Source organism: Prevotella sp. P4-119 (assembly GCF_002251345.1).
Lineage (GTDB): Bacteria > Bacteroidota > Bacteroidia > Bacteroidales > Bacteroidaceae > Prevotella.
Genome location: NZ_NPJB01000084.1, coordinates 40,250 through 65,252, shown reverse-complemented (window position 1 = coordinate 65,252; position 25,003 = coordinate 40,250). Strand labels below are relative to the sequence as shown.

The 25,003-nt window shown below is 44.3% G+C and carries 28 protein-coding genes; 1 reads left to right on the top strand and 27 read right to left on the bottom strand.

Going from position 1 to position 25,003, the window contains the following annotated elements:
- Nucleotides 1-10: 10 nt before the first annotated feature.
- The 19 genes from rpsH to rpsL form a co-directional block, all read right to left on the bottom strand.
- Complete coding sequence (gene rpsH, locus CIK89_RS09695; RefSeq protein WP_094391158.1) at nucleotides 11-406, bottom strand: 30S ribosomal protein S8; 396 nt, start codon at nucleotides 404-406, stop codon at nucleotides 11-13.
- A gap of 74 nt (nucleotides 407-480) precedes the next feature.
- Nucleotides 481-783, bottom strand: a complete 303-nt coding sequence (gene rpsN, locus CIK89_RS09690; protein WP_094391157.1) for a 30S ribosomal protein S14 — start codon at nucleotides 781-783, stop codon at nucleotides 481-483.
- Between the two features lie 5 nt (nucleotides 784-788).
- Entirely contained in the window at nucleotides 789-1,343 is a 555-nt protein-coding gene (gene rplE, locus CIK89_RS09685; RefSeq protein WP_094391156.1) for a 50S ribosomal protein L5, read from the bottom strand.
- The gene (rplX, locus tag CIK89_RS09680; protein ID WP_094391155.1) at nucleotides 1,343-1,660 is read right to left on the bottom strand and encodes a 50S ribosomal protein L24; all 318 of its coding nucleotides are present in this window, start codon (nucleotides 1,658-1,660) and stop codon (nucleotides 1,343-1,345) included. The genes rplE and rplX overlap by 1 nt, the downstream gene beginning before the upstream one ends.
- A gap of 20 nt (nucleotides 1,661-1,680) precedes the next feature.
- The gene (gene rplN, locus CIK89_RS09675; protein WP_094391154.1) at nucleotides 1,681-2,046 is read right to left on the bottom strand and encodes a 50S ribosomal protein L14; all 366 of its coding nucleotides are present in this window, start codon (nucleotides 2,044-2,046) and stop codon (nucleotides 1,681-1,683) included.
- A 2-nt stretch (nucleotides 2,047-2,048) separates the two neighbouring features.
- The gene (gene rpsQ / locus CIK89_RS09670; RefSeq protein ID WP_094391153.1) at nucleotides 2,049-2,315 is read right to left on the bottom strand and encodes a 30S ribosomal protein S17; all 267 of its coding nucleotides are present in this window, start codon (nucleotides 2,313-2,315) and stop codon (nucleotides 2,049-2,051) included.
- A gap of 2 nt (nucleotides 2,316-2,317) precedes the next feature.
- The gene (rpmC, locus tag CIK89_RS09665) at nucleotides 2,318-2,512 is read right to left on the bottom strand and encodes a 50S ribosomal protein L29 (protein ID WP_094391152.1); all 195 of its coding nucleotides are present in this window, start codon (nucleotides 2,510-2,512) and stop codon (nucleotides 2,318-2,320) included.
- A gap of 3 nt (nucleotides 2,513-2,515) precedes the next feature.
- On the bottom strand, nucleotides 2,516-2,944 hold the full coding sequence (gene rplP / locus CIK89_RS09660) for a 50S ribosomal protein L16 (protein WP_091960123.1): 429 nt from the start codon (nucleotides 2,942-2,944) through the stop codon (nucleotides 2,516-2,518).
- Between the two features lie 24 nt (nucleotides 2,945-2,968).
- Complete coding sequence (gene rpsC / locus CIK89_RS09655; RefSeq protein WP_094391151.1) at nucleotides 2,969-3,691, bottom strand: 30S ribosomal protein S3; 723 nt, start codon at nucleotides 3,689-3,691, stop codon at nucleotides 2,969-2,971.
- A 5-nt stretch (nucleotides 3,692-3,696) separates the two neighbouring features.
- Entirely contained in the window at nucleotides 3,697-4,098 is a 402-nt protein-coding gene (rplV, locus tag CIK89_RS09650; protein WP_094391150.1) for a 50S ribosomal protein L22, read from the bottom strand.
- A gap of 35 nt (nucleotides 4,099-4,133) precedes the next feature.
- Nucleotides 4,134-4,400, bottom strand: a complete 267-nt coding sequence (gene rpsS / locus CIK89_RS09645) for a 30S ribosomal protein S19 (RefSeq protein WP_094391149.1) — start codon at nucleotides 4,398-4,400, stop codon at nucleotides 4,134-4,136.
- A 24-nt stretch (nucleotides 4,401-4,424) separates the two neighbouring features.
- Nucleotides 4,425-5,252, bottom strand: a complete 828-nt coding sequence (gene rplB / locus CIK89_RS09640) for a 50S ribosomal protein L2 (RefSeq protein WP_094391148.1) — start codon at nucleotides 5,250-5,252, stop codon at nucleotides 4,425-4,427.
- Nucleotides 5,253-5,260: 8 nt separating this feature from the next.
- Nucleotides 5,261-5,620: a 50S ribosomal protein L23 gene (gene rplW, locus CIK89_RS09635; RefSeq protein WP_094391147.1), complete on the bottom strand. Its 360-nt coding sequence runs from the start codon at nucleotides 5,618-5,620 to the stop codon at nucleotides 5,261-5,263.
- 14 nt (nucleotides 5,621-5,634) lie between these two features.
- Nucleotides 5,635-6,264, bottom strand: a complete 630-nt coding sequence (gene rplD, locus CIK89_RS09630; protein ID WP_094391146.1) for a 50S ribosomal protein L4 — start codon at nucleotides 6,262-6,264, stop codon at nucleotides 5,635-5,637.
- Nucleotides 6,265-6,267: 3 nt separating this feature from the next.
- Entirely contained in the window at nucleotides 6,268-6,882 is a 615-nt protein-coding gene (gene rplC / locus CIK89_RS09625) for a 50S ribosomal protein L3 (protein ID WP_094391145.1), read from the bottom strand.
- A gap of 58 nt (nucleotides 6,883-6,940) precedes the next feature.
- Complete coding sequence (gene rpsJ / locus CIK89_RS09620; RefSeq protein WP_091962586.1) at nucleotides 6,941-7,246, bottom strand: 30S ribosomal protein S10; 306 nt, start codon at nucleotides 7,244-7,246, stop codon at nucleotides 6,941-6,943.
- Between the two features lie 85 nt (nucleotides 7,247-7,331).
- Nucleotides 7,332-9,458: an elongation factor G gene (gene fusA / locus CIK89_RS09615; protein WP_094391144.1), complete on the bottom strand. Its 2,127-nt coding sequence runs from the start codon at nucleotides 9,456-9,458 to the stop codon at nucleotides 7,332-7,334.
- A gap of 24 nt (nucleotides 9,459-9,482) precedes the next feature.
- Nucleotides 9,483-9,959, bottom strand: coding sequence for a 30S ribosomal protein S7 (gene rpsG, locus CIK89_RS09610; RefSeq protein ID WP_094391300.1), 477 nt, complete (start codon nucleotides 9,957-9,959; stop codon nucleotides 9,483-9,485).
- A gap of 150 nt (nucleotides 9,960-10,109) precedes the next feature.
- Nucleotides 10,110-10,490, bottom strand: coding sequence for a 30S ribosomal protein S12 (rpsL, locus tag CIK89_RS09605; protein ID WP_094391143.1), 381 nt, complete (start codon nucleotides 10,488-10,490; stop codon nucleotides 10,110-10,112).
- Nucleotides 10,491-11,170: 680 nt separating this feature from the next.
- Here rpsL and CIK89_RS09600 point away from each other — a divergent pair.
- Nucleotides 11,171-11,821, top strand: coding sequence for a hemolysin III family protein (locus CIK89_RS09600; protein ID WP_094391142.1), 651 nt, complete (start codon nucleotides 11,171-11,173; stop codon nucleotides 11,819-11,821).
- A 499-nt stretch (nucleotides 11,822-12,320) separates the two neighbouring features.
- On the opposite strand, the gene CIK89_RS09595 is transcribed toward CIK89_RS09600, so the two are convergent.
- The 8 genes from CIK89_RS09595 to rplA all read right to left on the bottom strand — a co-directional run bounded on the left by CIK89_RS09595 (nucleotide 12,321) and on the right by rplA (nucleotide 24,996).
- Nucleotides 12,321-12,881: a fimbrillin family protein gene (locus CIK89_RS09595; RefSeq protein ID WP_158215011.1), complete on the bottom strand. Its 561-nt coding sequence runs from the start codon at nucleotides 12,879-12,881 to the stop codon at nucleotides 12,321-12,323.
- 16 nt (nucleotides 12,882-12,897) lie between these two features.
- A complete protein-coding gene (locus tag CIK89_RS09590; protein WP_094391140.1) occupies nucleotides 12,898-13,155 on the bottom strand; it encodes a hypothetical protein in 258 nt (85 codons plus the stop codon).
- Nucleotides 13,156-14,191: 1,036 nt separating this feature from the next.
- The gene (locus tag CIK89_RS09580) at nucleotides 14,192-14,704 is read right to left on the bottom strand and encodes a nitroreductase family protein (protein ID WP_094391138.1); all 513 of its coding nucleotides are present in this window, start codon (nucleotides 14,702-14,704) and stop codon (nucleotides 14,192-14,194) included.
- A gap of 314 nt (nucleotides 14,705-15,018) precedes the next feature.
- Nucleotides 15,019-19,347 (bottom strand): DNA-directed RNA polymerase subunit beta', encoded by a 4,329-nt coding sequence (gene rpoC, locus CIK89_RS09575; protein ID WP_094391137.1) that lies wholly within the window; start codon nucleotides 19,345-19,347, stop codon nucleotides 15,019-15,021.
- A 46-nt stretch (nucleotides 19,348-19,393) separates the two neighbouring features.
- The gene (gene rpoB, locus CIK89_RS09570) at nucleotides 19,394-23,206 is read right to left on the bottom strand and encodes a DNA-directed RNA polymerase subunit beta (RefSeq protein WP_094391136.1); all 3,813 of its coding nucleotides are present in this window, start codon (nucleotides 23,204-23,206) and stop codon (nucleotides 19,394-19,396) included.
- A 131-nt stretch (nucleotides 23,207-23,337) separates the two neighbouring features.
- On the bottom strand, nucleotides 23,338-23,718 hold the full coding sequence (gene rplL, locus CIK89_RS09565; RefSeq protein WP_094391135.1) for a 50S ribosomal protein L7/L12: 381 nt from the start codon (nucleotides 23,716-23,718) through the stop codon (nucleotides 23,338-23,340).
- A 50-nt stretch (nucleotides 23,719-23,768) separates the two neighbouring features.
- The gene (rplJ, locus tag CIK89_RS09560) at nucleotides 23,769-24,284 is read right to left on the bottom strand and encodes a 50S ribosomal protein L10 (RefSeq protein WP_094391134.1); all 516 of its coding nucleotides are present in this window, start codon (nucleotides 24,282-24,284) and stop codon (nucleotides 23,769-23,771) included.
- Between the two features lie 19 nt (nucleotides 24,285-24,303).
- Nucleotides 24,304-24,996, bottom strand: a complete 693-nt coding sequence (gene rplA / locus CIK89_RS09555) for a 50S ribosomal protein L1 (RefSeq protein WP_094391133.1) — start codon at nucleotides 24,994-24,996, stop codon at nucleotides 24,304-24,306.
- Nucleotides 24,997-25,003 lie beyond the last annotated feature (7 nt).

Sequence of the window (25,003 nt, the reverse complement as noted above, 5' to 3'; positions counted from 1 at the left end):
TTCCTCCAATTTAATATACATAACAAAGTATTTCGCCACCAATCTTCAAATCAGAAGCTTCTTTGTCTGTCATTACACCTTGGGATGTAGATAAGATTGCAATACCTAATCCGTTAATAACTCTCGGCATGTCTTTGTAGCCAGTGTATTTGCGAAGACCTGGAGTCGATACGCGTTTCAAACACTTAATGGCATTTGCCTTTGTTGCAGGGTCATACTTCAAAGCAACTTTGATACTTCCCTGAGGTCCATCTTCTACGAACTTGTAGTTCAAGATGTAACCCTTCTCGAAGAGGATCTTAGTGATTTCCTTCTTCAAGTTAGACGCAGGAACTTCAACAACACGGTGATGAGCCATAATTGCGTTTCTGAGTCTTGTCAGATAATCTGCTATTGGATCTGTCATAAAATAAAATGTTTAATTAATCGGGACAACCCCGACAATATTAAATAAATAATCTCTTTCGATTCAAATGTTGATTACCAACTTGCTTTCTTTACGCCTGGAATCAGACCGTTTGAGGCCATCTCACGGAACTGAATACGCGACAGTCCAAACTGACGCATATAACCTTTGGGGCGTCCTGTAATCTTGCAACGGTTGTGCAGACGGATAGGATTAGCATTCTTAGGAATGCTTTGAAGTTTACGAGCTGCCTCGTAAGCTTCTGCGGGATCCTCTGTTGTTGCGATGATTTTCTTCAGGGCAGCACGTTTCTCGGCGTATTGAGCAACCATCTTAGCACGCTTTACCTCGCGAGCCTTCATAGATTCTTTTGCCATATCTATTAATCTTTTTTAGCGTTTTTGAATGGCAGACCGAAAGCTTTGAGGAGAGCATAACCTTCTTCGTCGGTAGTAGCCGAAGTAACGAAGGTAATGTTCATACCCTGGATGCGGTCCACTGAGTCAATGTTGATTTCAGGGAAGATAATCTGCTCCTGAACACCAAGAGTATAGTTACCACGACCATCAAACTTGCTTTCGATACCCTTGAAGTCACGGATACGAGGCAAAGCAACACGTACGAGTCTCTCAAGGAACTCATACATACGCTCACGACGCAAAGTTACCATAACACCGATAGGCATCTTCTTACGAAGTTTGAAGTTAGCAATATCCTTCTTGGAATAGGTTGCAACGGCCTTCTGTCCAGCGATAGTAGAAATTTCATTGATAGCAACATCAATGATTTTCTTATCCTGAGTTGCATCACCCAAACCCTGGTTGATAACAATTTTCTTCAGGACAGGAATCTGCATGGCTGAAGTGTAGTTGAACTGCTTCTGGAGAGCTGGAGCAATTTTCTCCTTATACTCTTTCTTTAACTGTGCTGTATCCATTACTTAATTTCCTCCCCTGACTTTTTAGAGACACGGATTACGTTTTTGCCATCATGTTTGATAGAAACACGAGTAGGCTTACCGCTCTTCGGGTCAATCAGACTAATATTTGAGATATGAATAGGAGCTTCTTGCTTGATAATACCTCCCTGAGGGTTCTGGGCATTAGGCTTAGTGCTTTTAGAAACCATATTGACTCCTTCAACAATAGCCTTTTCTTCCTTTACCAAGACTTTGAGCACCTTTCCCTTGCTGTTTTTATTCTTACCAGCGAGGACGATTACCTCATCACCTTTTTTAATATGTAACTTACTCATTTCTTTAATACTTTATAATGTTAAAGAACCTCAGGTGCCAGTGAAACGACCTTCATATTTACAGCACGCAACTCACGTGCAACAGGACCGAAAATACGGCTTCCGCGGAGCTCACCAGCATTGTTCAAAAGCACACAAGCATTATCGTCGAAACGGATATAAGAACCATCAGCACGACGAATCTCTTTCTTTGTGCGAACAACCAAAGCCTTTGATACTGCACCCTTTTTAACATCACTAGTAGGGATGGCGTTCTTGATAGCAACAACGATCACATCACCTACACTTGCATAACGACGGCGTGTACCACCCAATACACGAATGCAAAGGGCCTCGCGAGCGCCGCTGTTGTCTGCTACTGTCAGTCTTGATTCTGCTTGTATCATAATTACTTAGCTTTTTCTACGATTTGTACTAATCTCCATCTCTTTGTCTTCGACAAGGGACGGGTCTCCATAACAAGAACGGTGTCACCTACGTTGCACTCGTTATTCTCATCATGAGCATGGTACTTCTTTGTCTTCTGGACAAACTTACCATAAATAGGGTGCTTCTCTTTGAACTTAGCGGCAATAACAATGGTTTTATCCATTTTGTTGCTGATGACAACACCCTGTCTTGTCTTTCTTAAATTTCTTGTTTCCATCTGAACCATTATTATTTGTTAAGTTCTCTTTGACGGAGCTCCGTCTTCATACGAGCGATATCACGACGTGCTGCTTTAATCTGAGATGGATTTTCCACAGGAGTTACTGCATGATTAATCTTCATCATGTTGTACTTGGCAACTTCAGTCTCCAATTTCTCGGCCAATTCTTTGGTCTCGAGCTCTTTGATTTCCTTTGTCTTCATAAATTAAGCGTTTTTATCGTAATCACGTCGAACAACAAACTTAGTCTTAACAGGCAACTTCTGAGCGCCGAGGCGAAGAGCCTCTTTGGCTGTCTCAAAAGGAACACCTTCAACCTCGAAGAGGATGCGTCCGGGAGTTACCGGAGCAACCCATCCTGCGGGGTCACCTTTACCTTTACCCATACGTACATCAGCAGGCTTGCGGGTGATAGGTTTGTCGGGGAAGATGCGGATCCATACCTGACCTTCACGGTTCATATAACGGTTGATAGCAACACGGGCTGCCTCAATCTGACGGCTGTCAATCCACTTGGCGTCAAGTGTCTTGATACCGAAAGAACCGAAGGCCAGTTGCGTACCTCTGTGAGCGTTGCCTTTATTGCCACGTCCATCTTGAGGTCTTCTATATCTTACTCTCTTAGGCTGTAACATGTTAGCTTCTTACTTTAACGTTAATTACTTTTTTCTATTACGGAACTTTCTGCCACCATTGTTACCACCATTAGAGCGACCCATGCCTTTCTCCTGAGTGAAGTTTGGAGCCAGATCAACCTTACCGTAAACTTCTCCACGGCAAATCCAAACCTTCAATCCCAGCAGTCCAACTTTTGTAAGAGCCTCTGCCTGGCAGTAGTCAATATCAGCACGGAAAGTGTGGAGTGGAGTACGACCTTCTTTGATCATTTCGCTGCGTGCAATTTCAGCACCGTTCAAACGACCGGAGATCTGTACTTTAATACCTTCTGCTCCTGCACGCATGGTGTTGGCAACAGCCATCTTGATAGCACGGCGGTAAGCGATTTTGCCTTCTATCTGGCGAGCGATGTTGTTGGCAACGATTGTTGCATCGAGCTCAGGTCTCTTCACTTCGAAGATATTGATTTGAATCTCTTTATCATAGAGCTTCTTCAGTTCCTCTTTCAATTTATCGACATCCTGTCCACCTTTACCAATGACAATACCGGGGCGAGCGGTACAAATAGTAATGGTAACGAGCTTCAATGTACGTTCGATGACAATTTTTGATACGCTAGCTTTAGCCAGACGTTCGTTGAGGTACTTGCGGATTTTCTGATCCTCTACCAAGTTATCTCCGAAGTCCTTGCCTCCGAACCAATTTGAATCCCAACCTTTGATAATTCCAAGACGGTTGCTAATTGGATTTATTTTCTGTCCCATACTTATTATTTATCATTAGTTTTAGCGTCAACAAACAGAGTAACGTGGTTAGAACGCTTACGAATGCGGTATCCACGACCCTGAGGTGCCGGTCTCATACGTTTCATTGTAACACCTTCATCAACGAAGACGCGTGTTACGTAAAGTTCGCCATCTTCAGCCTTGCGATCGTTTTTGGCTTCCCAGTTGGCAATAGCTGAACGCAAAAGTTTCTCAACGTCAGCCGAAGCGGCCTTCTTCGAGAATCTCAGTACGCCAAGTGCACGATTAACTTCCATGCCTCGAATCATATCAACGACATAGCGCATCTTGCGTGGAGAAGAAGGAACACCTTTCAGCTTTGCAAAATACTGTGTCTTTTTGGCTTCTTGTCTTTTATTAGCCGCAATTTTTTTTCTTGCTCCCATTATTTTATTCTTTTTATTTCTGGTGGATTAGCCTGTTATTTCTTATTACCAGCATGTCCGCCGAAGCGACGAGTGGGGGCAAACTCTCCGAGCTTGTGACCAACCATGTTTTCAGTAATGTAAACAGGAATGAACTTATTTCCGTTGTGAACTGCAACTGTATGTCCCACGAAATCGGGGGAAATCATTGAAGCTCTAGCCCATGTCTTAACGACACTCTTTTTGCCACTCTCATTCATGGCAAGAACTTTCTTCTCGAGAGATACGTTGATGTAAGGGCCTTTTTTTAATGAACGACTCATAATTTACTCTAATTAACTTCGTGATTACTTCTTGTTAGCTCTTTCAATAATATACTTGTTTGAAAGCTTCTTAGGTGCACGAGTCTTGAGACCCTTAGCGTACAAGCCCTTGCGTGAACGTGGGTGACCTCCAGACTGACGTCCTTCACCACCACCCATTGGGTGATCATGCGGGTTCATAACAACACCACGGTTGTGAGGACGACGGCCCAACCAGCGTGAGCGACCAGCCTTACCAGACTGCTCAAGTGCGTGGTCAGAGTTTCCTACACTACCAACTGTAGCCTTACAAGCAGAGAGAATCTGACGAGTCTCTCCTGAAGGAAGCTTAATAACACAATAACTGCCCTCACGAGAAGTCAACTGAGCGAAATTACCAGCCGAACGAACGAGCTTAGCACCTTGACCGGGACGCATCTCAATGTTGTGGATGACGGTACCAACGGGAATGTTAGCCAATGGGAGTGCATTACCTACCTCAGGCGCTGCATCCTCTCCTGACATCAAGGTTGCACCAACCTGCAGTCCGTTAGGAGCAATGATATAACGTTTTTCACCATCAGCATAGAAAAGCAATGCAATACGAGCCGAACGGTTCGGATCGTATTCAATTGTCTTTACTACGGCTGGAACACCATCTTTCTCTCGTTTGAAGTCGACCAAACGATACTTCTTCTTGTGACCACCGCCCATATAACGAACGGTCATCTTACCGGTGTTGTTTCGACCACCGGTAGAACGCTTACCGTAAACGAGAGACTTCTCTGGCACGGATGCAGTAATATCCTCGAACGTGCCAATAATCTTGTGTCTTTGACCCGGAGTAACGGGTTTAAATTTACGTACTGCCATTTTTTATTTTAAATATTGCTATAAAAATCAATAGTGTCGCCCTCCTTAAGAGTAACGATTGCCTTCTTGAACGCATTCTTCTGGCCTCTCACGAGTCCTGCCTTGGTGTAACGCTGAGAGCGCTTGCCGGCATAGCGAAGTGTGTTCACATTCTCTACTGTAACATTATACAGAGCTTCGATCTCTGACTTAATCTCAAGCTTTTTGGCTTCAGGCTTTACGATGAAACCGTATTTAGCCTGAGCCTTCTTAGTAACCATCTCACCCTTGTGGGCACCGGTCTTAGCTTTGAAAGTTCTGTCAGCAGAAGACTTCTCTGTGATATTATTCATTTTCTCTGAAATCAGAGGCTTGATGATATATGTCATATTCTATGTCTCCTTTATTTGTTTAAAACAGCCTCGATAGCCTTGAGCGAATTCTCAGTGATCACCATCACATCAGCATTCAAAACTTTGTATGAATTGAGCTGTGCTGCAAGGGCAATTTCAGAGCGCTGCAAATTACGAGCTGACAAATATACATTTTTATTTGCTTCTGGCAAAACCATCAGCAGTTTTTTGCCCTCAACTTTAAGATTTTTAGCAACTTTTATGAAATCTTTAGTTTTTGGAGCCTCAAAATTGAAGTCTTCAACAACAATGATTGCATTCTCCTGTGCCTTGTAAGACAGAGCAGACTTACGTGCAAGAACCTTTACTTTTTTGTTGAGTTTGAAACGATAGTCACGCGGACGGGGACCGAATACGCGACCACCACCACGCAACAGAGGAGAGTTAATATCACCATGACGTGCACCGCCGCCACCTTTCTGACGACCGAGCTTACGGGTTGAACCTGCATGCTCACTTCTTTCCTTAGCCTTATGTGTACCCTGACGCTGGTTAGCGAGATACTGCTTTACGTCCAAATAAAGAACGTGGTCATTTGGTTCAATTCCGAAGATAGATTCGTTTAACGTAACCTTTCTTCCGGTCTCCTGACCATTGATATCTAATACGTTAATTTCCATTGCTTACTTCTGAATTAAAACGGTTGAACCATTACAACCAGCAACACTACCTTTGACAAGGATAAGATTGTGTTCCGGTATTACTTTCAATACTTTGAGATTCTGCGTGGTTACGCGCTCACTACCCATGTGACCGCCCATGCGCATTCCCTTAAACACCTTAGCGGGGTACGAACAAGCACCGATAGAACCTGGCTTACGTGCGCGGTCATCCTGACCGTGGGTAGCCTGACCAACACCACCGAAGCCATGACGCTTCATAACGCCCTGGAAGCCCTTACCCTTAGAAGTTCCTACAACGTCAACGAAGTCATTGTCGCTAAACAACTCTACAGTGATAACATCACCGAGATTGTGCTCTTCGTCAAATTTGAACTCGGCCAAGTGAGCCTTAGGTGTTGTACCTGCTTTCTTGAATACACCTTGCATAGCCTTAGTGGTGTTCTTTTCTTTCTTGTCACCAAAGGCCAGCTGAAGGGCAGCATAACCGTCTTTCTCGACGGTCTTTACTTGAGTAACAACACAAGGACCGGCTTCGATAACAGTGCACGGTACATTCTTACCGTCGGCACTGAATACGGATGTCATTCCGATTTTCTTTCCAATTAATCCTGGCATTTCAATTACTTTTTAATAATAATAAATAAATTCGTTTTTGTATCTTACTTAATCGTTACTAGACCTTGATCTCAACTTCAACACCGCTGGGGAGTTCGAGCTTCATCAAAGCATCAACAGTTTTTGCTGTAGAGCTATAGATGTCAATCAGACGTTTGTAATCTGAGAGCTGGAACTGCTCGCGAGATTTCTTGTTAACGAAGGTTGAACGGTTAACAGTGAAGATGCGCTTGTGGGTTGGCAAGGGGATAGGACCGCTGATGATAGCGCCTGTAGCCTTAACAGCTTTCACGATTTTCTCTGCAGACTTGTCAACCAACGTGTGGTCATAAGACTTCAGCTTGATACGAATTTTCTGACTCATTTGTCTTGAATTATAAATTGATGAATAAAAATATTGAAAGGAGGCCGCTAAAGAGTCATTTGCTCAGCGGCACTCCTGAATTGCATTATACGAGATCGGCACGTCCCTTAACTTCCTCGAGCACAGCCTTAGCCAATGTGCTTGACAGAGGAGCGTGGTGATCATATTCCATAGAACTGGTTGCACGACCAGAAGTAATGGTACGGAGAGCGGTTACATAACCGAACATCTCTGACAGAGGTACCTGAGCCTTAACGATGCGAGCACCGCTGCGACCTTCTTCCATTCCTTCTACCTGGCCACGACGCTTGTTCAAGTCACCGATCACGTCACCCATGTTCTCCTCTGGAGTAACAACTTCGAGTTTCATGATAGGCTCCATAAGTACGGGCTTAGCCTGTGCACAAGCTTCCTTATAAGCCATTTGAGCGGCGATTTCGAATGAGAGCTGGTCAGAGTCAACTGGGTGGAACGAACCGTCAACAACAACTACCTTAAGTGAATCAACGGGGTAACCACCGAGGATACCGTTCTTCATGGCTGTCTCAAATCCTTTCTGGATTGATGGAATGAATTCCTTAGGAATGTTACCACCCTTAACTTCGTTGACGAACTGAAGTCCACCATTCTCCTTGATATCCCAATCGTCATCAACAGGTCCAACATTAACAATGATGTCAGCGAACTTACCGCGACCACCTGACTGCTTCTTATAAACCTCACGGAGGTTAACCGTCTTGGTGATGGCTTCTTTGTAGTTAACCTGAGGCTTACCCTGGTTACATTCTACTTTGAATTCGCGCTTCAGACGGTCGATGATAATATCGAGGTGAAGCTCACCCATACCTGAGATAATAGTCTGACCACTCTGCTCATCAGTACGGACAGTAAAGGTTGGGTCTTCCTCGGCAAGCTTAGCAAGACCATTGTCAAGCTTAGCAATGTCGGCCTGTGACTTAGGTTCTACGGCAATAGAAATCACAGTATCAGGGAAACTCATAGACTCAAGTACGATAGGATGCTCTTCATCACAGAGAGTATCACCAGTACGGATATCCTTGAAACCAACACCCGCACCGATATCACCAGCGTCGATAGACTCCATAGGAATTTCCTTGTTTGAGTTCATCTGGAACAGACGGCTGATACGCTCTTTCTTACCTGAACGTGGATTGTAAACGTAAGAACCAGCTTTTACGCTACCTGAGTAAACGCGGAAGAATACCAGACGGCCCATGTATGGGTCGGTAGCAATCTTGAACGCAAGAGCTGAAGTAGGCTCTGTCTCGCTGGGCTTACGATCTTCTTCCTCATCAGTATCAGGATTAGTACCCTTAACTACCTCAATGTCGATAGGAGATGGGAGGAATGCACATACATAGTCGAGCAGAGGCTGTACGCCCTTGTTCTTATATGAAGAACCACAAACCATAGGAGTGCAGGCCATGCTTACACAACCCTTACGGATAGCGGCGATAATCTCATCCTCAGTGATTGAGTTAGGATCATCAAAGTATTTCTCCATCAAGGCCTCATCATATTCAGCGGCAGATTCAAGCAGCTTATTACGCCACTCGTCGCACTCATCCTGAAGATCAGCAGGAATTTCCTCTAAATCATATTCAGCACCCATGGTCTCGTCGTGCCACAGGATAGCCTTCATCTTGATAAGGTCAACCACACCTTTAAAGTTCTCCTCAGCACCAATGGGCACCTGGATAACTACAGGGTTAGCACCAAGAATGTCGCGCATCTGCTGTACAGTCTCAAAGAAGTCAGCACCAGAACGGTCCATCTTGTTTACATAACCGATACGTGGAACATTATACTTATCTGCCTGACGCCAAACAGTTTCAGACTGAGGCTGTACACCGTCAGCAGCACTATAAGTAGCAACAGCTCCGTCAAGAACACGCAGTGAACGCTCAACCTCAGCAGTGAAGTCAACGTGTCCTGGAGTGTCAATCAAGTTGATTTTGAATGATTTACCCTGCCAAGTCCAGTTACAGGTAGTAGCAGCAGAGGTAATAGTGATACCACGCTCCTGCTCCTGAGCCATCCAGTCCATGGTAGCAGCGCCATCGTGCACCTCACCAATCTTATGAGTCTTTCCTGTATAGAAAAGGATACGCTCAGAAGTAGTGGTTTTACCGGCATCGATGTGAGCCATAATACCGATATTACGAGTCAAATGTAAGTCGCGATTTGCCATTTCTTTCTTCTCCTTATATTATAATTAGAATCTGAAGTGGGCAAAAGCACGGTTAGCCTCAGCCATGCGATGCATGTCCTCCTTGCGCTTGTAGGCACCACCCTGATTGTTAAATGCGTCCATAATCTCAGCAGCAAGCTTGTCAGCCATTGACTTACCGCTACGCTTGCGTGCAAAAGAAATCATATTCTTCATAGAGATACTCTCCTTGCGATCAGGACGGATTTCAGTAGGAACCTGAAAGGTTGCACCACCGATACGACGACTCTTAACCTCAACCTGAGGAGTGATGTTGTCGAGAGCCTGCTTCCAAATCTCAAGAGCAGATTTCTCTTCATTCTGCATCTTACCCTTTACGGTTTCAAGAGCATTGTAGAAAATCTCATAAGAGATTGATTTCTTGCCATCATACATCAGATGGTTAACGAACTTAGACACTTTTTTGTCATTGAAGACTGGATCTGGAAGGATCACACGCTTCTTTGGTTTTGCTTTTCTCATTTTTTGTTTTTTTGTTTTGTTGTCTGCGTGGGGCTGTTCTTGCTTGTTCTTCAACGCTCTCACATGAGCATTTACTCAACCTGTCTATAACAATTCTCCAGCAAAACGTTTTACTTTTGATTTTTCGAGCCAAATAACCCTCACCGGCTATTATTTCTTGGCCTTAGGACGCTTAGCACCATACTTAGAACGACGCTGTGTACGGCTTGCAACACCTGCGGTATCAAGAGTACCACGAACGATGTGATAACGTACACCAGGAAGGTCCTTCACACGTCCACCGCGAACGAGAACGATTGAGTGCTCCTGCAAGTTGTGTCCTTCTCCAGGAATGTAAGAGTTTACCTCTTTCTGGTTTGTCAGACGTACACGGGCTACCTTACGCATAGCCGAATTAGGCTTCTTAGGAGTCGTTGTATATACACGAACGCAAACTCCACGACGCTGAGGACATGAATCCAAAGCGGGAGATTTGCTCTTCTCAACGAGCACCTTTCTGCCTTTTCTTACCAATTGTGAAATTGTAGGCATAATTGTTTGTTTTTAATTTATTATATTGTTTGTTATTACTCAACTTGACATAGCTACCCCATTGATATTAGGCGCTTTTGGGGTGCAAAGGTACTAACTTTTTGCCTAACTACCTAATATATAAGAGGCAAATACCACCTGCATTTTTATTATTTAACATTTTATAAGTGTTTTTGCAATATTTAACAGATAAAAGTTCTATAAAAACAGAGAAAGAGAGGATTACCATAACTCATCAGCAAGCTTTTGTCAACTCAACCACAAATTTGTTTCCGCCCACAGCAACACAGTCCTCACATCATTCCAAGTAAAGCAAGCCGCACTTGCCAATCTCGCACAAGAAGGAAATCCTTACCGCCTTTTCTCGCACAAGCGTCATCGGGCTTCGGGATGCATTCGGGATGCATTCGGGTCGTCACTACTTTTCTACACACGAAACTTCTGAAGACGTACAAAGCAAGTCCCAAGCAAGTCCCAAGCAAGTCCCAAGCAAGTCCTAAGCAAGTCCAACGTAAACCTTAGGTAAGTTCAAACTCTATCAAATGAATACGCGATAATATAATGTACGCGCGTATAGAAGCATGCGATCCATATAATATATACGAAACAAAATATTATTATTCAGACTTTATCACTTCATTTTCCTAATAAACCAAAAATATTTCGTATCTTTGCAAACGATGGCTATAAGATACACACATAAAGAAGAACTTTGGAACACATGGTCACACGCTGGCGGCATACTATTAGGCTTGGCGTTCGGCATTGTGTTTCTCGTCATGGCATTCAAAGGTGACAACCCTTGGGCACGCCTCGGCGTGTGTCTCTATCTCTTTGGCATGTTAGGATCATATATGGCATCCACAGCATACCATGCACTCCCCAGACATTCAAAGTGGAAAGAACGGTTGCGCAAATGGGACCACGCTGCCATCTACTGGCACATAGCAGGCAGCTACTCCCCTCTTACACTTATTGCGCTACGCAGCCAAGGCTACTGGGGATGGTCGCTGTTCACCTTTGTGTGGCTTTGTGCCATAGTCGGCACCGCCATCAGTTTCATCAAGCTCAAGGAGCATTCTAATCTTGAGACATTTTGTTTCGTAGGCATGGGCCTTTCTGTTCTTGTGGCATTCAAGCCATTGATCGACTCCGTATCTACTGCTGCTGTGGCATGGATTATTGCTGAAGGAGTAGCCTATATTACCGGTGCAGTATTCTATTCGCTCAACAAGAAACGATATATGCACAGCGTTTTCCACTTCTTCGTCTTAGCTGGCAGCATCTGCCACATCATCGCCGTATGGGACGTACTGATGGAATATCTCTAACGTCAAGCAGAAAAGACCATTTTCATTATATATACTCCCATAAAGCCATCAATACCTGCACCAACAGAATTGCATTATAAAGAACTAAAGATTGCAAACTGCGATAAATGATACTCACAGACCATCAGACAACCGATTAAGGATTGTTATCAATAAACGATATGGCAACTTATTGATTGACTACTGATCTTTTATCAAAAGCGTTTTGCTATTCAATGTGCAGAACTTAAAAAAAATCCGTAGAAAAGTTAATAGAACTTAAAAATAATCTCAAAGACGGACAAGGACGGACATTTGGGTTTTGTGATGTTGTATCTTTGCAACCGTACCTAAGGATGATTTCCAAAACAAAAAGATACCTTTGCAACAAGCCATTTATCGTACAATATAAAACAACGCAATTATATTAACAGGCATCACTTCCAACGCCCCCAACTGGATACAACAGAAGAACCATGCTTTTTCGCTTAACACACGATTGCTTCTCATTCGTCATTCGTTAGTCTATCGAAGACACGACGAGGAACCGTTCAAACCTAACGAGAATGGGATCAAAATCATAGTCACCCTGCCCATTCACTCCTTTTATAGTGATACGTTTCACCTTTCCTGGTATCATTTCTGCATCTACGGCAAAGGTAAGGGCAGTAAGGGTATGGCTGAAAGCAAGCTCCACAGGTTTGCTGGCAGTAGAAATGTTATAAGCAATAGCTTCGTTTTTGGCTACAATAAAATCGGGGTGATGGTCTATATCCGTATCTGCCACGTAGCGGATGACTTTATTCTTGGCGAAATCAGCAGCTGTAGATATATAAGACAAGGCGGCACGCTGATAAAGTACATAAGCATAAAACGACAGAGATCCTTCGGTAGGCCACATCTCGTTGCCTGCGGTAAACCAGTTGTTACCGCTCTTGGTGACTTGCTGATCATGATACAAGGAAGAAATAGTAGAACCTTTGGTGTAAACGGCACTCACGCCGAAATTCCCTACCTCAGCGGCATCATTTAATGCGCAACGGGTTTGTGTACAGGGGAGGGTAATTATCCCCCCCCTCAATTCTTCATTGTCAGTTTCAATAGCATGCGATAGAGAGGGTGTCGAGTTGGCCTTCTGCCTCTAGCACCATCTGCTCTTGGGCAAGTGCTGCCGACTCAGACACAGCCCCACGAGTTTTTTCACCTCCGTTCCATCCTTTCTGCAACATAGCAGTAAAGCAAATCTTCTTGTCAGACATACCGTTGTTCTGCAACCCATCGCTCTCAGAGCAGGAGATGGCGGTAAAAGCCAAGAGCATGCCAACAAATTTGCAACAGTTTAATTTTTGTTTCATATAAAAATAATAAGAGTTAGATTCTACTTTTTCTTTGATTTCTTCTCATTTCACCAATACATAAGCGTTTCCGGATGCAAGGTTATACATTATTTTCTTTATCAACAAATTATACATCCATGAAATGATATTTGGTATAACATCCATATAATAAGGTATGCGTGCGCACACACGTATGCACGCACACGCGACGTAGCAAATAATCGACCATCGACCACCGATATGGGATAACACATTGTAAGATATACGATTAAGTGGGTGGTCGAAAATCTTATAACGGCATTATCGACCACCATTCTATCATCTGTTGGTAAGCCATCGCATCTCTGGAGAAATTGGTTGTTCCTGCTTGATGATGAACGGCTTGATATTTATCAACACCTTGCCAAACGTTGGATAACACTTTTATCAAACGTTGGATAACACTTTTATCAAACATTGGATAACACCTTTATCAAACGTCGGATAACACTTTTATCAAACGTTGGATAACACCTTTATCAAACGTTGAAAACACTCTTGCCAAACGTTGGATAATACCTTTAACAAACGTTGAAAACACTCTTGCCAAACATTGGGCAATACTTTTGCCTAATATTGAAATGCTTTGGCAAAATATCGGGCTATACCTTATTTATAATAAAAGCGCACTTTTGATTAACTTGCATTTAGATGATAGGAATGTTGACATGAAGGTTTTGCGGGTGTTCGTTGGTGTTCGATTGGTGTTCGGAAACCCTCAAAATACGAACGCCGAACACCATCTAAAACCGCTATCATACAACAGATTACGGCATGACAAGTGTTCGATGTTCGATTTATTTCCGAAAACTCAAATTCTGGATTGATATGAGGCTACCTACTATACAAGTCTTTTTATACGTTCAAGACTATAAAGCTCATGCATGACAAAAGAAAACTGCTGTCCATTATCATATATTCGTTTGTGGTTGTTCAAATATACAAAAATGTTCAGCAGTTTTGTTTTGTTCTATATTAATTTGATTACTCCATTTCCCAGATAAACCAGATATTTTTATATCACATCCATAATATCCGTTAATGGCTTGCGCTTTTTCTCCGCTTTCGGACAGTCAGGAGCAACATGTCCTATAGGAACTACCACCACAACTTCAAAACCGTCACGACCAAAATATTGTTGCATCTTATCTGTATCATAATTGCACACCCAACATGTACCAAGTCCACGCTCTGTAGCAGCCAGACATAAATGCTCGGCAGCAATGGCCACATCAACGTCACCATGTGGTTTACCATCATACTTGCGAACCCAGTTTTCCTCAACATTCTTCATGCCGATAATATACATCGGAGCAGTCTTGAACCATTCACGATCATAACACTCCTGCAACTTGCTTTTGCCTTCGTCGCTCCTCACCGCGATCCAATGCCAAGGCTGTTTATTGACAGCAGATGGGGCCATACGCACACATTCCATCACATATTCTAAATCCTCATGAGATACTGTCTCGGAAGTAAATTTACGAACCGAGAAACGTTCTCGGCACAAGTTTAACATATTCTCCATATTCAATTCATTTATACTTTTAACATTTCATGAATTAGTTTTCATGTGCGAATTTACGAATAATCGTGCTAATAACAAAGGAATAATTCAAGTATTTATAGTAGGCATCATGTATGCGTTCTTAATAGTTTACTCAATACCCAGGAATGATCCGAAGGGATAACAATACTATCGACAGGACCAAATTGAAAGAAACTTTGCAGAGAAGCCAAATCCAACTAAGCATGCCTATATAGAAATAACATACAAAAAAAACGCTGCTACCGTCCTTTCAGACAATAGCAGCACTTTGATATATTAGTCAGGAGCGAGAATTATTTCTCGTCCATTGCAGGTTCGTTGGCAAAGTCAAGCACATTTTTCTTATTAGCTTGCATGCGCTCATACTCTTCTTTCGAGCCTACGATAATCTTTTCAAATTCGCGAAGACCAGTTCCGGCTGGAATCAAGTGACCAGTAATCACATTCTCCTTCATGCCCTCAAGGTAATCAACCTTACCACGGATAGCAGCTTCGTTGAGCACCTTAGTGGTTTCCTGGAACGATGCAGCCGACATGAACGACTTGGTCTGAAGAGCGGCACGGGTGATACCCTGCAGAATCTGGGTAGAGGTAGCAGCAACAGCATCACGTACCTGAACCAATTTAAGGTCACGACGCTTCAGCATTGAGTTCTCGTCGCGCAGTTTGCGTGCGGTAACAATTTGACCTTTCTGAAGGTTCTCAGAGTCACCTGCATCTACAACCACTTTCTTGCCCCAGATACGATCGTTCTCTTCTGCAAAGTCGAGTTTATCAACAATCTCCTGCTCAAGGAATGAGGTATCGCCTGGATCGTTGATCTGTACCTTACGCATCATCTGGCGTACGATAATCTCGAAGTGCTTATCGTTAATCTTCACACCCTGCAGACGATACACATCCTGTACTTCATTCACGATATATTCCTGTACAGCCGTGGGACCCTTGATAGCAAGGATGTCTGCTGGAGTAATAACACCATCTGACAGTGGAGTTCCTGCACGTACGGCATCGTGTTCCTGTACCAGAATCTGCTTAGACAACGATACGAGATACTTGCGCTGCTCACCAGTCTTTGATGTAACGATGATTTCACGGTTACCGCGCTTCACCTTACCCATGGTTACCTCACCATCAATTTCAGATACAATGGCAGGGTTACTTGGGTTACGTGCCTCGAACAACTCTGTTACTCGAGGCAGACCACCGGTAATGTCACCACCCTTGGCAGCTGCACGAGGAATCTTAACGAGGGTCTCACCAGTTTTAATAGTCTGACCATCTTCAACTACTACGTGACCACCCACAGGGAAGTTGTATGTTCCAGCAACCTCACCGTTAGCGTCAATAATATCACAGGTAGGTACCTTAGACTTGTCTTTCGACTCGGTGACAATCTTTTCAGTAAGACCTGTGGTTTCGTCGGTCTCGGCACGGTAAGTAATACCTTCAATTACATCGTGGAACTTCAAGGTTCCTGCGTATTCAGAAACGATGACGGCGTTAAACGGATCCCACTGTGCAAGTTTGTCGCCCTTCTTAACCAAAGCTCCATGCTTGAAATAGAGAGAAGAACCGTAAGGTACGTTCATCGAAGAAAGAACGATATTGGTATTGGGATCTACGAAACGTACTTCACCCAGACGGCTGACAACCATCTCACATTCGCGACCATCTTCATCAAATGGTACGGTACGTACTTCCTCAAATTCGATACGAGAGTCATTTTTCACCACGATGCTGGCATTGGCAGCAGCATTGGCAGCCACACCGCCGGCGTGGAACGTACGAAGAGTAAGCTGTGTACCTGGTTCACCAATAGCCTGAGCAGCAATCACACCGACAGCCTCACCCTTCTGTACCATACGACGAGTGGCAAGGTTGCGTCCGTAACACTTCATGCAGACACCATGCTTCGACTCACAAGTAAGCACAGAACGGATTTCAACACTCTCGATGGGCGAATCTTCAATAGCCTGTGCAATTGGCTCAGTTATTTCCTCACCGGCAGCAACGATAAGTTCTCCGGTTGAAGGATGAATAATATCATGAACAGATACACGACCGATAATACGCTCATAGAGAGTTGAAATGACTTCATCACCATTCTTCAATGCAGTGCAAACGAGTCCGCGCAGTGTACCACAGTCTTCCTCATTGATGATCACATCATGGGAAACGTCAACCAGACGACGTGTCAGATAACCGGCGTCGGCTGTTTTCATAGCGGTATCGGCAAGACCCTTACGTGCACCATGGGTAGAGATGAAGTACTCCAGCACTGACATACCTTCCTTAAAGTTCGACAGAATTGGGTTCTCAATAATCTGTGCACCCTCAGCACCAGCTTTCTGCGGTTTGGCCATCAGACCACGCATACCTGAAAGCTGACGAATCTGGTCTTTACTACCACGGGCTCCAGAGTCGAGCATCATGAATACGGCATTGAAACCCTGGTCGGCCTCTGTCATTTCCTTCATCAGCACATTACCAAGGTCGTTATTGATATGTGTCCAGGTATCAATTACCTGATTATAACGTTCGTTGTCGGTAATGAAACCCATGTTATAGTTCTCGGTAATTTGACGGATTTCCTCATTACCCTTAGCTACAAGGTCCTTCTTAGATTCCGGAATAATGATATCGTCAAGGTTGAACGAAAGTCCTGCCTCATAAGCCATACGATAACCAAGGTTCTTGATACCATCAAGGAACTCACAGGCTTCAGCAAAACCTACATTCTTAATCACATCAGCAATGATATCGCGAAGTGACTTCTTAGACACGATCTTGTTGACAAAGCCAACCTCTTCAGGAATGATACCGTTTACGATAACACGTCCAACAGAAGTCTCCACCAAATGGCGGACAGGTTTGCCATCAATACGGTCATCAACCATAACCTTCACTTGAGCGTGGAGGTCACAACGACCTTCGTTGTATGCAATGATAGCTTCTTCTGGACCATAGAAAGTCAAGCCTTCACCCTTGGCACCTGGACGGATCTTAGAAATATAATAAAGACCGAGCACCATATCCTGTGAAGGTACGGTGATAGGAGCTCCATTGGCAGGGTTCAGGATATTGTGGCTCTGAAGCATCAGAATCTGTGCTTCAAGCACGGCCTCATTGCTCAATGGGAGATGGACAGCCATCTGGTCACCATCAAAGTCGGCGTTAAATGCAGTACATGCCAATGGGTGAAGCTGAATAGCCTTACCCTCAATCAGTTTGGGTTGGAAGGCCTGAATACCGAGACGGTGAAGTGTTGGCGCACGGTTGAGCAACACAGGATGTCCTTTCATTACATTCTCAAGGATATCCCAAATTACCGGTTCACGACGGTCAACAATCTTCTTGGCAGACTTCACAGTCTTTACAATTCCACGCTCAATGAGCTTGCGGATGATGAATGGCTTATAGAGCTCGGCAGCCATCAACTTAGGAAGACCACACTCACCCATCTTCAATTCAGGACCTACTACGATTACAGAACGCGCAGAATAGTCAACACGTTTACCGAGCAAGTTCTGACGGAAACGTCCTTGCTTACCTTTCAGCGAATCGCTAAGAGACTTGAGCGGACGATTGCTCTCACTCTTCACAGCTGAAGACTTACGACTGTTGTCGAAGAGAGAGTCAACAGCCTCCTGCAACATACGCTTCTCATTGCGCAGAATAACCTCAGGAGCCTTAATTTCCATCAGTCGCTTCAAACGATTGTTACGAATGATGACACGACGATATAGGTCGTTGAGGTCGGAAGTAGCGAAACGACCACCATCCAGTGGAACGAGCGGACGCAACTCAGGAGGAGTTACAGGGATAATTTTCATTATCATCCACTCAGGACGGTTGATGCCCTTCTCTACACTATTGCGGAAAGCTTCAACAACCTGCAGACGCTTCAAAGCCTCATTCTTGCGCTGCATAGACGAGTCGCTGTTGGCACGGTCACGCAGTTCATACGACAGAGAGTCGAGGTCAAGACGGACGAGAAGGTCATAGATAGCCTCTGCACCCATCTTGGCAATAAACTTATTGGGATCGCTATCATCGAGATAGTCGTTCTCGATAGAAATCTGGTTCTCGATGATATCGTTATACTCATCTTCTGTGAGCAGGTCGTACATATTCGAACCTACTGCTGCATTTCCTTCTGCATCCTGACGGCCAGCCATAACACCAGGCTGGATGACAACATATCGCTCGTAGTAGATGATAGAATCGAGTTTCTTTGTAGGCAGCCCCAACAGATAACCAATCTTATTAGGCAAGCTGCGGAAATACCAAATATGGGCAACCGGAACTACCAACTCGATATGACCAGCACGTTCACGGCGAACCTTCTTTTCAGTCACCTCTACTCCGCATCGGTCACAAACAATACCCTTATAGCGAATGCGCTTATACTTACCGCAGGCACACTCATAGTCCTTTGTAGGACCGAAGATGCGCTCGCAGAACAGACCGTCGCGCTCAGGCTTATAGGTGCGATAGTTGATGGTCTCAGGCTTGGTCACCTCACCGCAGGAGTTCTCAAGGATCTCCTCTGGTGAAGCCAGACCGATGGTAATCTTGGTAAAATTACTCTTTATCTTTGATTCTTTCTTGAAAGCCATATTTCAATACTTAATATACTTTGTTCTTTGTTCGTTAACTCACAGATTAATCCATCTTGATACTTAGACCAAGACCCTTCAACTCATGCAACAATACATTGAGTGATTCGGGGATGTCGGGAGTTGGCATAGGATCGCCCTTGACAATAGCCTCGTAGGCCTTGCTGCGTCCAACCACGTCGTCTGACTTGATGGTAAGGATCTCCTGAAGCACATGACTGGCTCCGAAGGCTTCCAATGCCCAGACCTCCATTTCTCCAAAACGCTGACCACCGAACTGTGCCTTACCTCCAAGAGGTTGCTGAGTGATGAGACTGTACGGACCGATAGAACGGGCGTGCATCTTGTCTTCTACCATGTGGCCGAGTTTGAGGAAGTATGTGATACCGATAGTAGCAGGCTGGTCAAATCGCTCACCGGTCTCACCATCATACAGATGTGTTGAGCAGAGGCGTGGCAGACCTGCTTTGTCGGTCCATTCTGCGAGGTCGTCAAGTTTTGCACCATCGAAGATTGGAGTAGCAAACTTCACACCGAGACGTTTACCTGCTGCACCAAGGATAGCCTCAAAAATCTGTCCAAGGTTCATACGAGAAGGCACACCCAGTGGGTTAAGTACCAAGTCAACTGGACGACCATCCTCCAAGAACGGCATATCTTCCTGGCGAACTACCTTAGACACAATACCCTTGTTACCGTGACGTCCGGCGAGTTTATCACCGACACCAATCTTACGTTTCTTGGCAACATATACCTTACCCATCTGCAGGATTCCTGAAGGCAGTTCATCACCGATGGTAATGGCAAACTTCTTACGCTTCATCTCTGCATCAAGGAGTTTGAACTTCTTCATAAAGTTGGTAATCAACTGAGCGATCATCTTGTTGTTGTGATCATCCTCGGTCCAGTTGCTCACCTGTACATCACCATACTCCAGGTTCTTCAGGTTGGTCATAGTAAACTTACTACCCTTAGAAATGATTTCGGCACCAGTATAGTCTTTCACACCTTGTGAAACTTTACCATCTGTCAATACCAGAAGTTTCTCTACAAGAATATCCTTCAGATCTTCTATCTTGGCATTGTGCTCTTCATCAATTTTTGCAAGCTTAACCTTGTCCTGCTGTTTGTCCTGACGAGTCTTAGTAGCACGGGTAAAGAGTTTCTTGTCGATAACAACACCTGTCAATGAAGGATTAGCCTTCAGTGAAGAGTCTTTCACATCACCAGCCTTGTCACCGAAGATGGCACGCAGCAATTTTTCTTCAGGTGAAGGATCGCTCTCACCCTTTGGTGAAATCTTACCAATCAAGATGTCACCTGGTTCTACACGGGCACCAACACGGATGATACCATTCTCATCGAGATCCTTAGTAGCTTCTTCACTAACATTGGGAATATCAGAAGTGAACTCTTCAGCACCACGCTTAGTTTCGCGTACATCAAGAGAGTATTCATCAACGTGTACAGAGGTCAGTACGTCCTCACGAACAATACGCTCGTTCAATACGATAGCATCCTCATAGTTGTAACCCTTCCAAGGCATATAGGCAACGAGCAGGTTGCGGCCAAGAGCCAGTTCACCGTTCTCGGTAGCATATCCTTCCGTAAGGATGTCGCCCTTCTTCACACGCTGTCCCTTGTCACAAATAGGACGAAGGTCAATAGTCATGTTCTGGTTGGTACGACGGAACTTCGGAATACGGTATTCCTTAAGGGCTGGTTCGAAACTAACGAACTCCTCATCCTCTGTGCGATCATAGAGCACACGAATAGTAGTTGCATCAACATAATCGATTACACCCTCGCCTTCTGCAGTAACCATGGTGCGGCTGTCCTCACATACCTGCTTCTCAATACCAGTACCAACGATAGGAGCCTCGTTATGAAGCAAAGGTACGGCCTGACGCATCATGTTCGATCCCATCAGTGCACGGTGAGCATCGTCATGCTCCAAGAAAGGAATAAGCGAAGCCGCAATAGATGCAATCTGCTGTGGAGAAACGTCAATCAAGTCAACTTCTGTTGGTGGAACAACAGGGAAGTCCGCATCTTGACGACATTTCACTACTTCACGAATGAATGTTCCGTCGTCGTTCAGCGGTGCATTACCTTGACCGATTACGTGGTTTTCTTCTTCCTCAGCAGTCAGATATAGTATTTCATCGTTTTTGAGGTTGGCCACACCATTTTCTACCTTACGATATGGAGTTTCGATGAAGCCAAGCTCATTAATCTTAGCATATACACACAATGAAGAAATAAGTCCGATGTTAGGTCCTTCAGGACTTTCGATAGGACATAGACGACCATAGTGAGTATAGTGTACGTCACGTACCTCGAATCCAGCACGCTCACGAGACAGACCACCAGGACCAAGGGCAGAAAGACGACGTTTGTGGGTTACCTCTGCCAATGGGTTAGTCTGGTCCATGAACTGCGACAATGGGTTAGTACCAAAGAACGAGTTGATGACACTCGAAATAGTCTTGGCATTGATCAAATCTATAGGAGTGAACACCTCATTGTCACGAACATTCATACGCTCACGAATAGTACGACTCATACGAGCAAGACCTACAGAGAACTGATTGCCCAACTGCTCACCAACAGTGCGAACACGACGGTTTGAGAGATGGTCAATATCATCGACAGTAGCCTTTGAGTTGATCAACTGAATCAGATACTTTATAATCTCGATAATATCCTCCTTAGTCAGTACACGTACAGACATGTCAGTATCAAGACCAAGTTTCTTGTTGATACGGTAACGACCCACATCACCCAAGTCATAACGTTTGTCTGAGAAGAACAAGTTCTGAATCACCTCACGTGCAGATGCATCATCCTGAGGATCTGCATTACGCAACTGGCGATAAATATACAGAATAGCTTCTTTTTCTGAGTTACTGGGGTCCTTCTGCAAAGTATTGAAGATGATAGAGAAATCCTGAGCCTGATTCTCATTTTTATGAACGAGAATGGTCTGTGCACCACACTCAAGAATCTCAGCAACGTTATCTTCTGTGATTTCGGTCTCACGCTCCATCATCACTTCGTTACGCTCGATAGATACTACTTCACCTGTATCTTCATCAACAAAGTCCTCGTTCCAGCTCTTCAACACACGAGCTGCAAGCTTACGACCGATAACCTTCTTCAGAGAAGTTTTGTTAACCTTCACCTCTTCAGCCAGATCGAAAATCTCAAGGATGTCCTTATCATTCTCGAAACCGATTGCACGCAGCAAGGTAGTAACAGGCAATTTCTTCTTACGGTCGATGTAAGCATACATCACACTATTAATATCAGTAGCAAACTCAATCCAAGAACCCTTGAACGGAATGATACGGGCACTATAAAGCAAAGTACCATTGGCATGAACGCTCTGTCCGAAGAACACACCAGGAGAACGGTGCAACTGCGAAACTACTACGCGCTCAGCGCCATTGATAACAAACGTACCATTATCGGTCATATAGGGAATAGGACCAAGGAATACGTCCTGAATCACAGTACTGAAATCCTCATGATCGGGGTCTGTACAATAAAGTTTCAGTTTAGCTTTCAAGGGTACGCTATATGTCAATCCACGTTCCAGACATTCGTCGATGGTATAACGCGGGGGATCAATATAGTAATCCAGGAACTCAAGAACGAAATTATTACGTGTGTCGGTGATAGGGAAGTTCTCTGAAAACACCTTATACAAACCGTCATTCTTGCGTTCCTCAGGTGGAGTATCCAGCTGCAGGAAATCTTTGAATGACTTTAATTGCACATCGAGGAAATCCGGATATGGTAACGGATTCTTGACGCTGCCAAAGTTTACTCTGTTGTTTACTACTTTTGAAGCCATATATTATAATGTGTGATGTTCTAGAAATATAGAGTGTTCTAGAAATTTCTAGAACTTTACTTGTAAGACACAAAAAGGTTAAGAACCTCCGACTGGGAAGTCCTTAACCAATTCTTTATTGTTGTGCTAAATTATTTCAGCTCAACTACGGCACCTGCACCTTCGATAGTCTTCTTCAGGTTCTCAGCCTCGTCCTTTGCCATGCCCTCTTTCAGAGTAGCAGGAGCACCGTCAACGAGATCCTTAGCTTCCTTCAGACCGAGACCACAAGCTTCCTTAACAGCCTTAACAACCTGGAGCTTGTTAGCGCCTACTTCTTTCAGAACTACGTCGAAAGAAGTCTTCTCTTCAGCAGCCTCAGCACCACCTGCAGCGGCGGGACCAGCAGCAACTGCAACAGCTGCAGCGGCGGGCTCAATTCCATACTCGTCCTTCAGGACAGTTGCCAACTCTTGTACTTCTTTAACTGAGAGGTTTACCAACTCTTCAGCAATAGCTTTAATATCTGCCATTTTATTCTAATTTTTTAATGTTTTTAAATGTTATTTGTTATACGTTTCGCTTATTTATTACGCTCAGCGATAGCGTCTAGCAGGCCATGGATTTTACCACCAGCGTTGAGACCAGATACAACAGTCTTGATAGGTGACTGCAGCAAAGCCATAACATCGGCGATAAGTTCGTTCTTGCTCTTGATAGAAACCAGTTCTTCGAGTTTGTCTGCACCTACGAAGAAACCTTCTTCAGCGTATGCAGCCTTGAAAGCAGGAATACCATCCTTCTTGTACTCTTTCAGCAACTTTGCAGGAACATTAGCAGTCTCACAGAAGAGGAGCGCAGTATTTCCTTTCAAGCAACCATACAATGGCTCGAAATCAATCTCAGAAGCCTCGAAAGCCTTGTGAAGCAACTTATTCTTCACAACCACCATTTTAATCTCGCTCTTAAAGCACTTGCGACGAAGATCGCTTGTTTTTTCAGCGTTCAGTCCAGTTACGTCAACGAGATAGAAATGAGGATACTTTTTGAGGTATTCTCCGAGTTCTACAATAATAGTATCTTTTACTTCCTTTTTCATTTTACTAAACTTTTACGAGTTATTCAACTGATTTAGGATCTACCTTAATACCTGCACTCATAGTGCTTGAGATAAAGATACTCTTAATGTATGTACCCTTGGCAGCAGCAGGCTTCAACTTAATGATAGTCTGAATGAACTCTTTTGCGTTCTCGAAAATTTGATCAGCAGTGAATGTAACCTTACCGATTGACGTGTGCACGATACCTGCCTTGTCAACCTTAAAGTCGATCTTACCCTGCTTAACTTCCTTAACTGCCTTAGCAACGTCCATAGTCACAGTACCACTCTTTGGGTTAGGCATCAATCCACGTGGGCCGAGGATACGGCCGAGAGGACCAAGTTTACCCATGCAAGAAGGCATTGTGATGATAACATCAACATCAGTCCAACCAGCTTTGATCTTGTTGATATACTCATCAAGACCAACGTAGTCAGCTCCAGCTTCCTTAGCGGCAGCTTCCTGATCGGGAGTACAGAGAGCCAGAACTCGTGTCACCTTACCAGTACCGTTCGGCAGCGAAACAACGCCACGAACCATCTGATTGGCTTTACGAGGATCTACGCCCAAGCGTACGTCGATATCGAGAGACGCCTCGAACTTAGTGGTGGTAATTTCCTTCACCAGCTCTGCGGCCTCTTTCAAAGAGTATGCCTTCCCTGCTTCAACCTTACCAGCTACCAACTTTTGATTTTTTGTCAGTTTACTCATTGTTCAA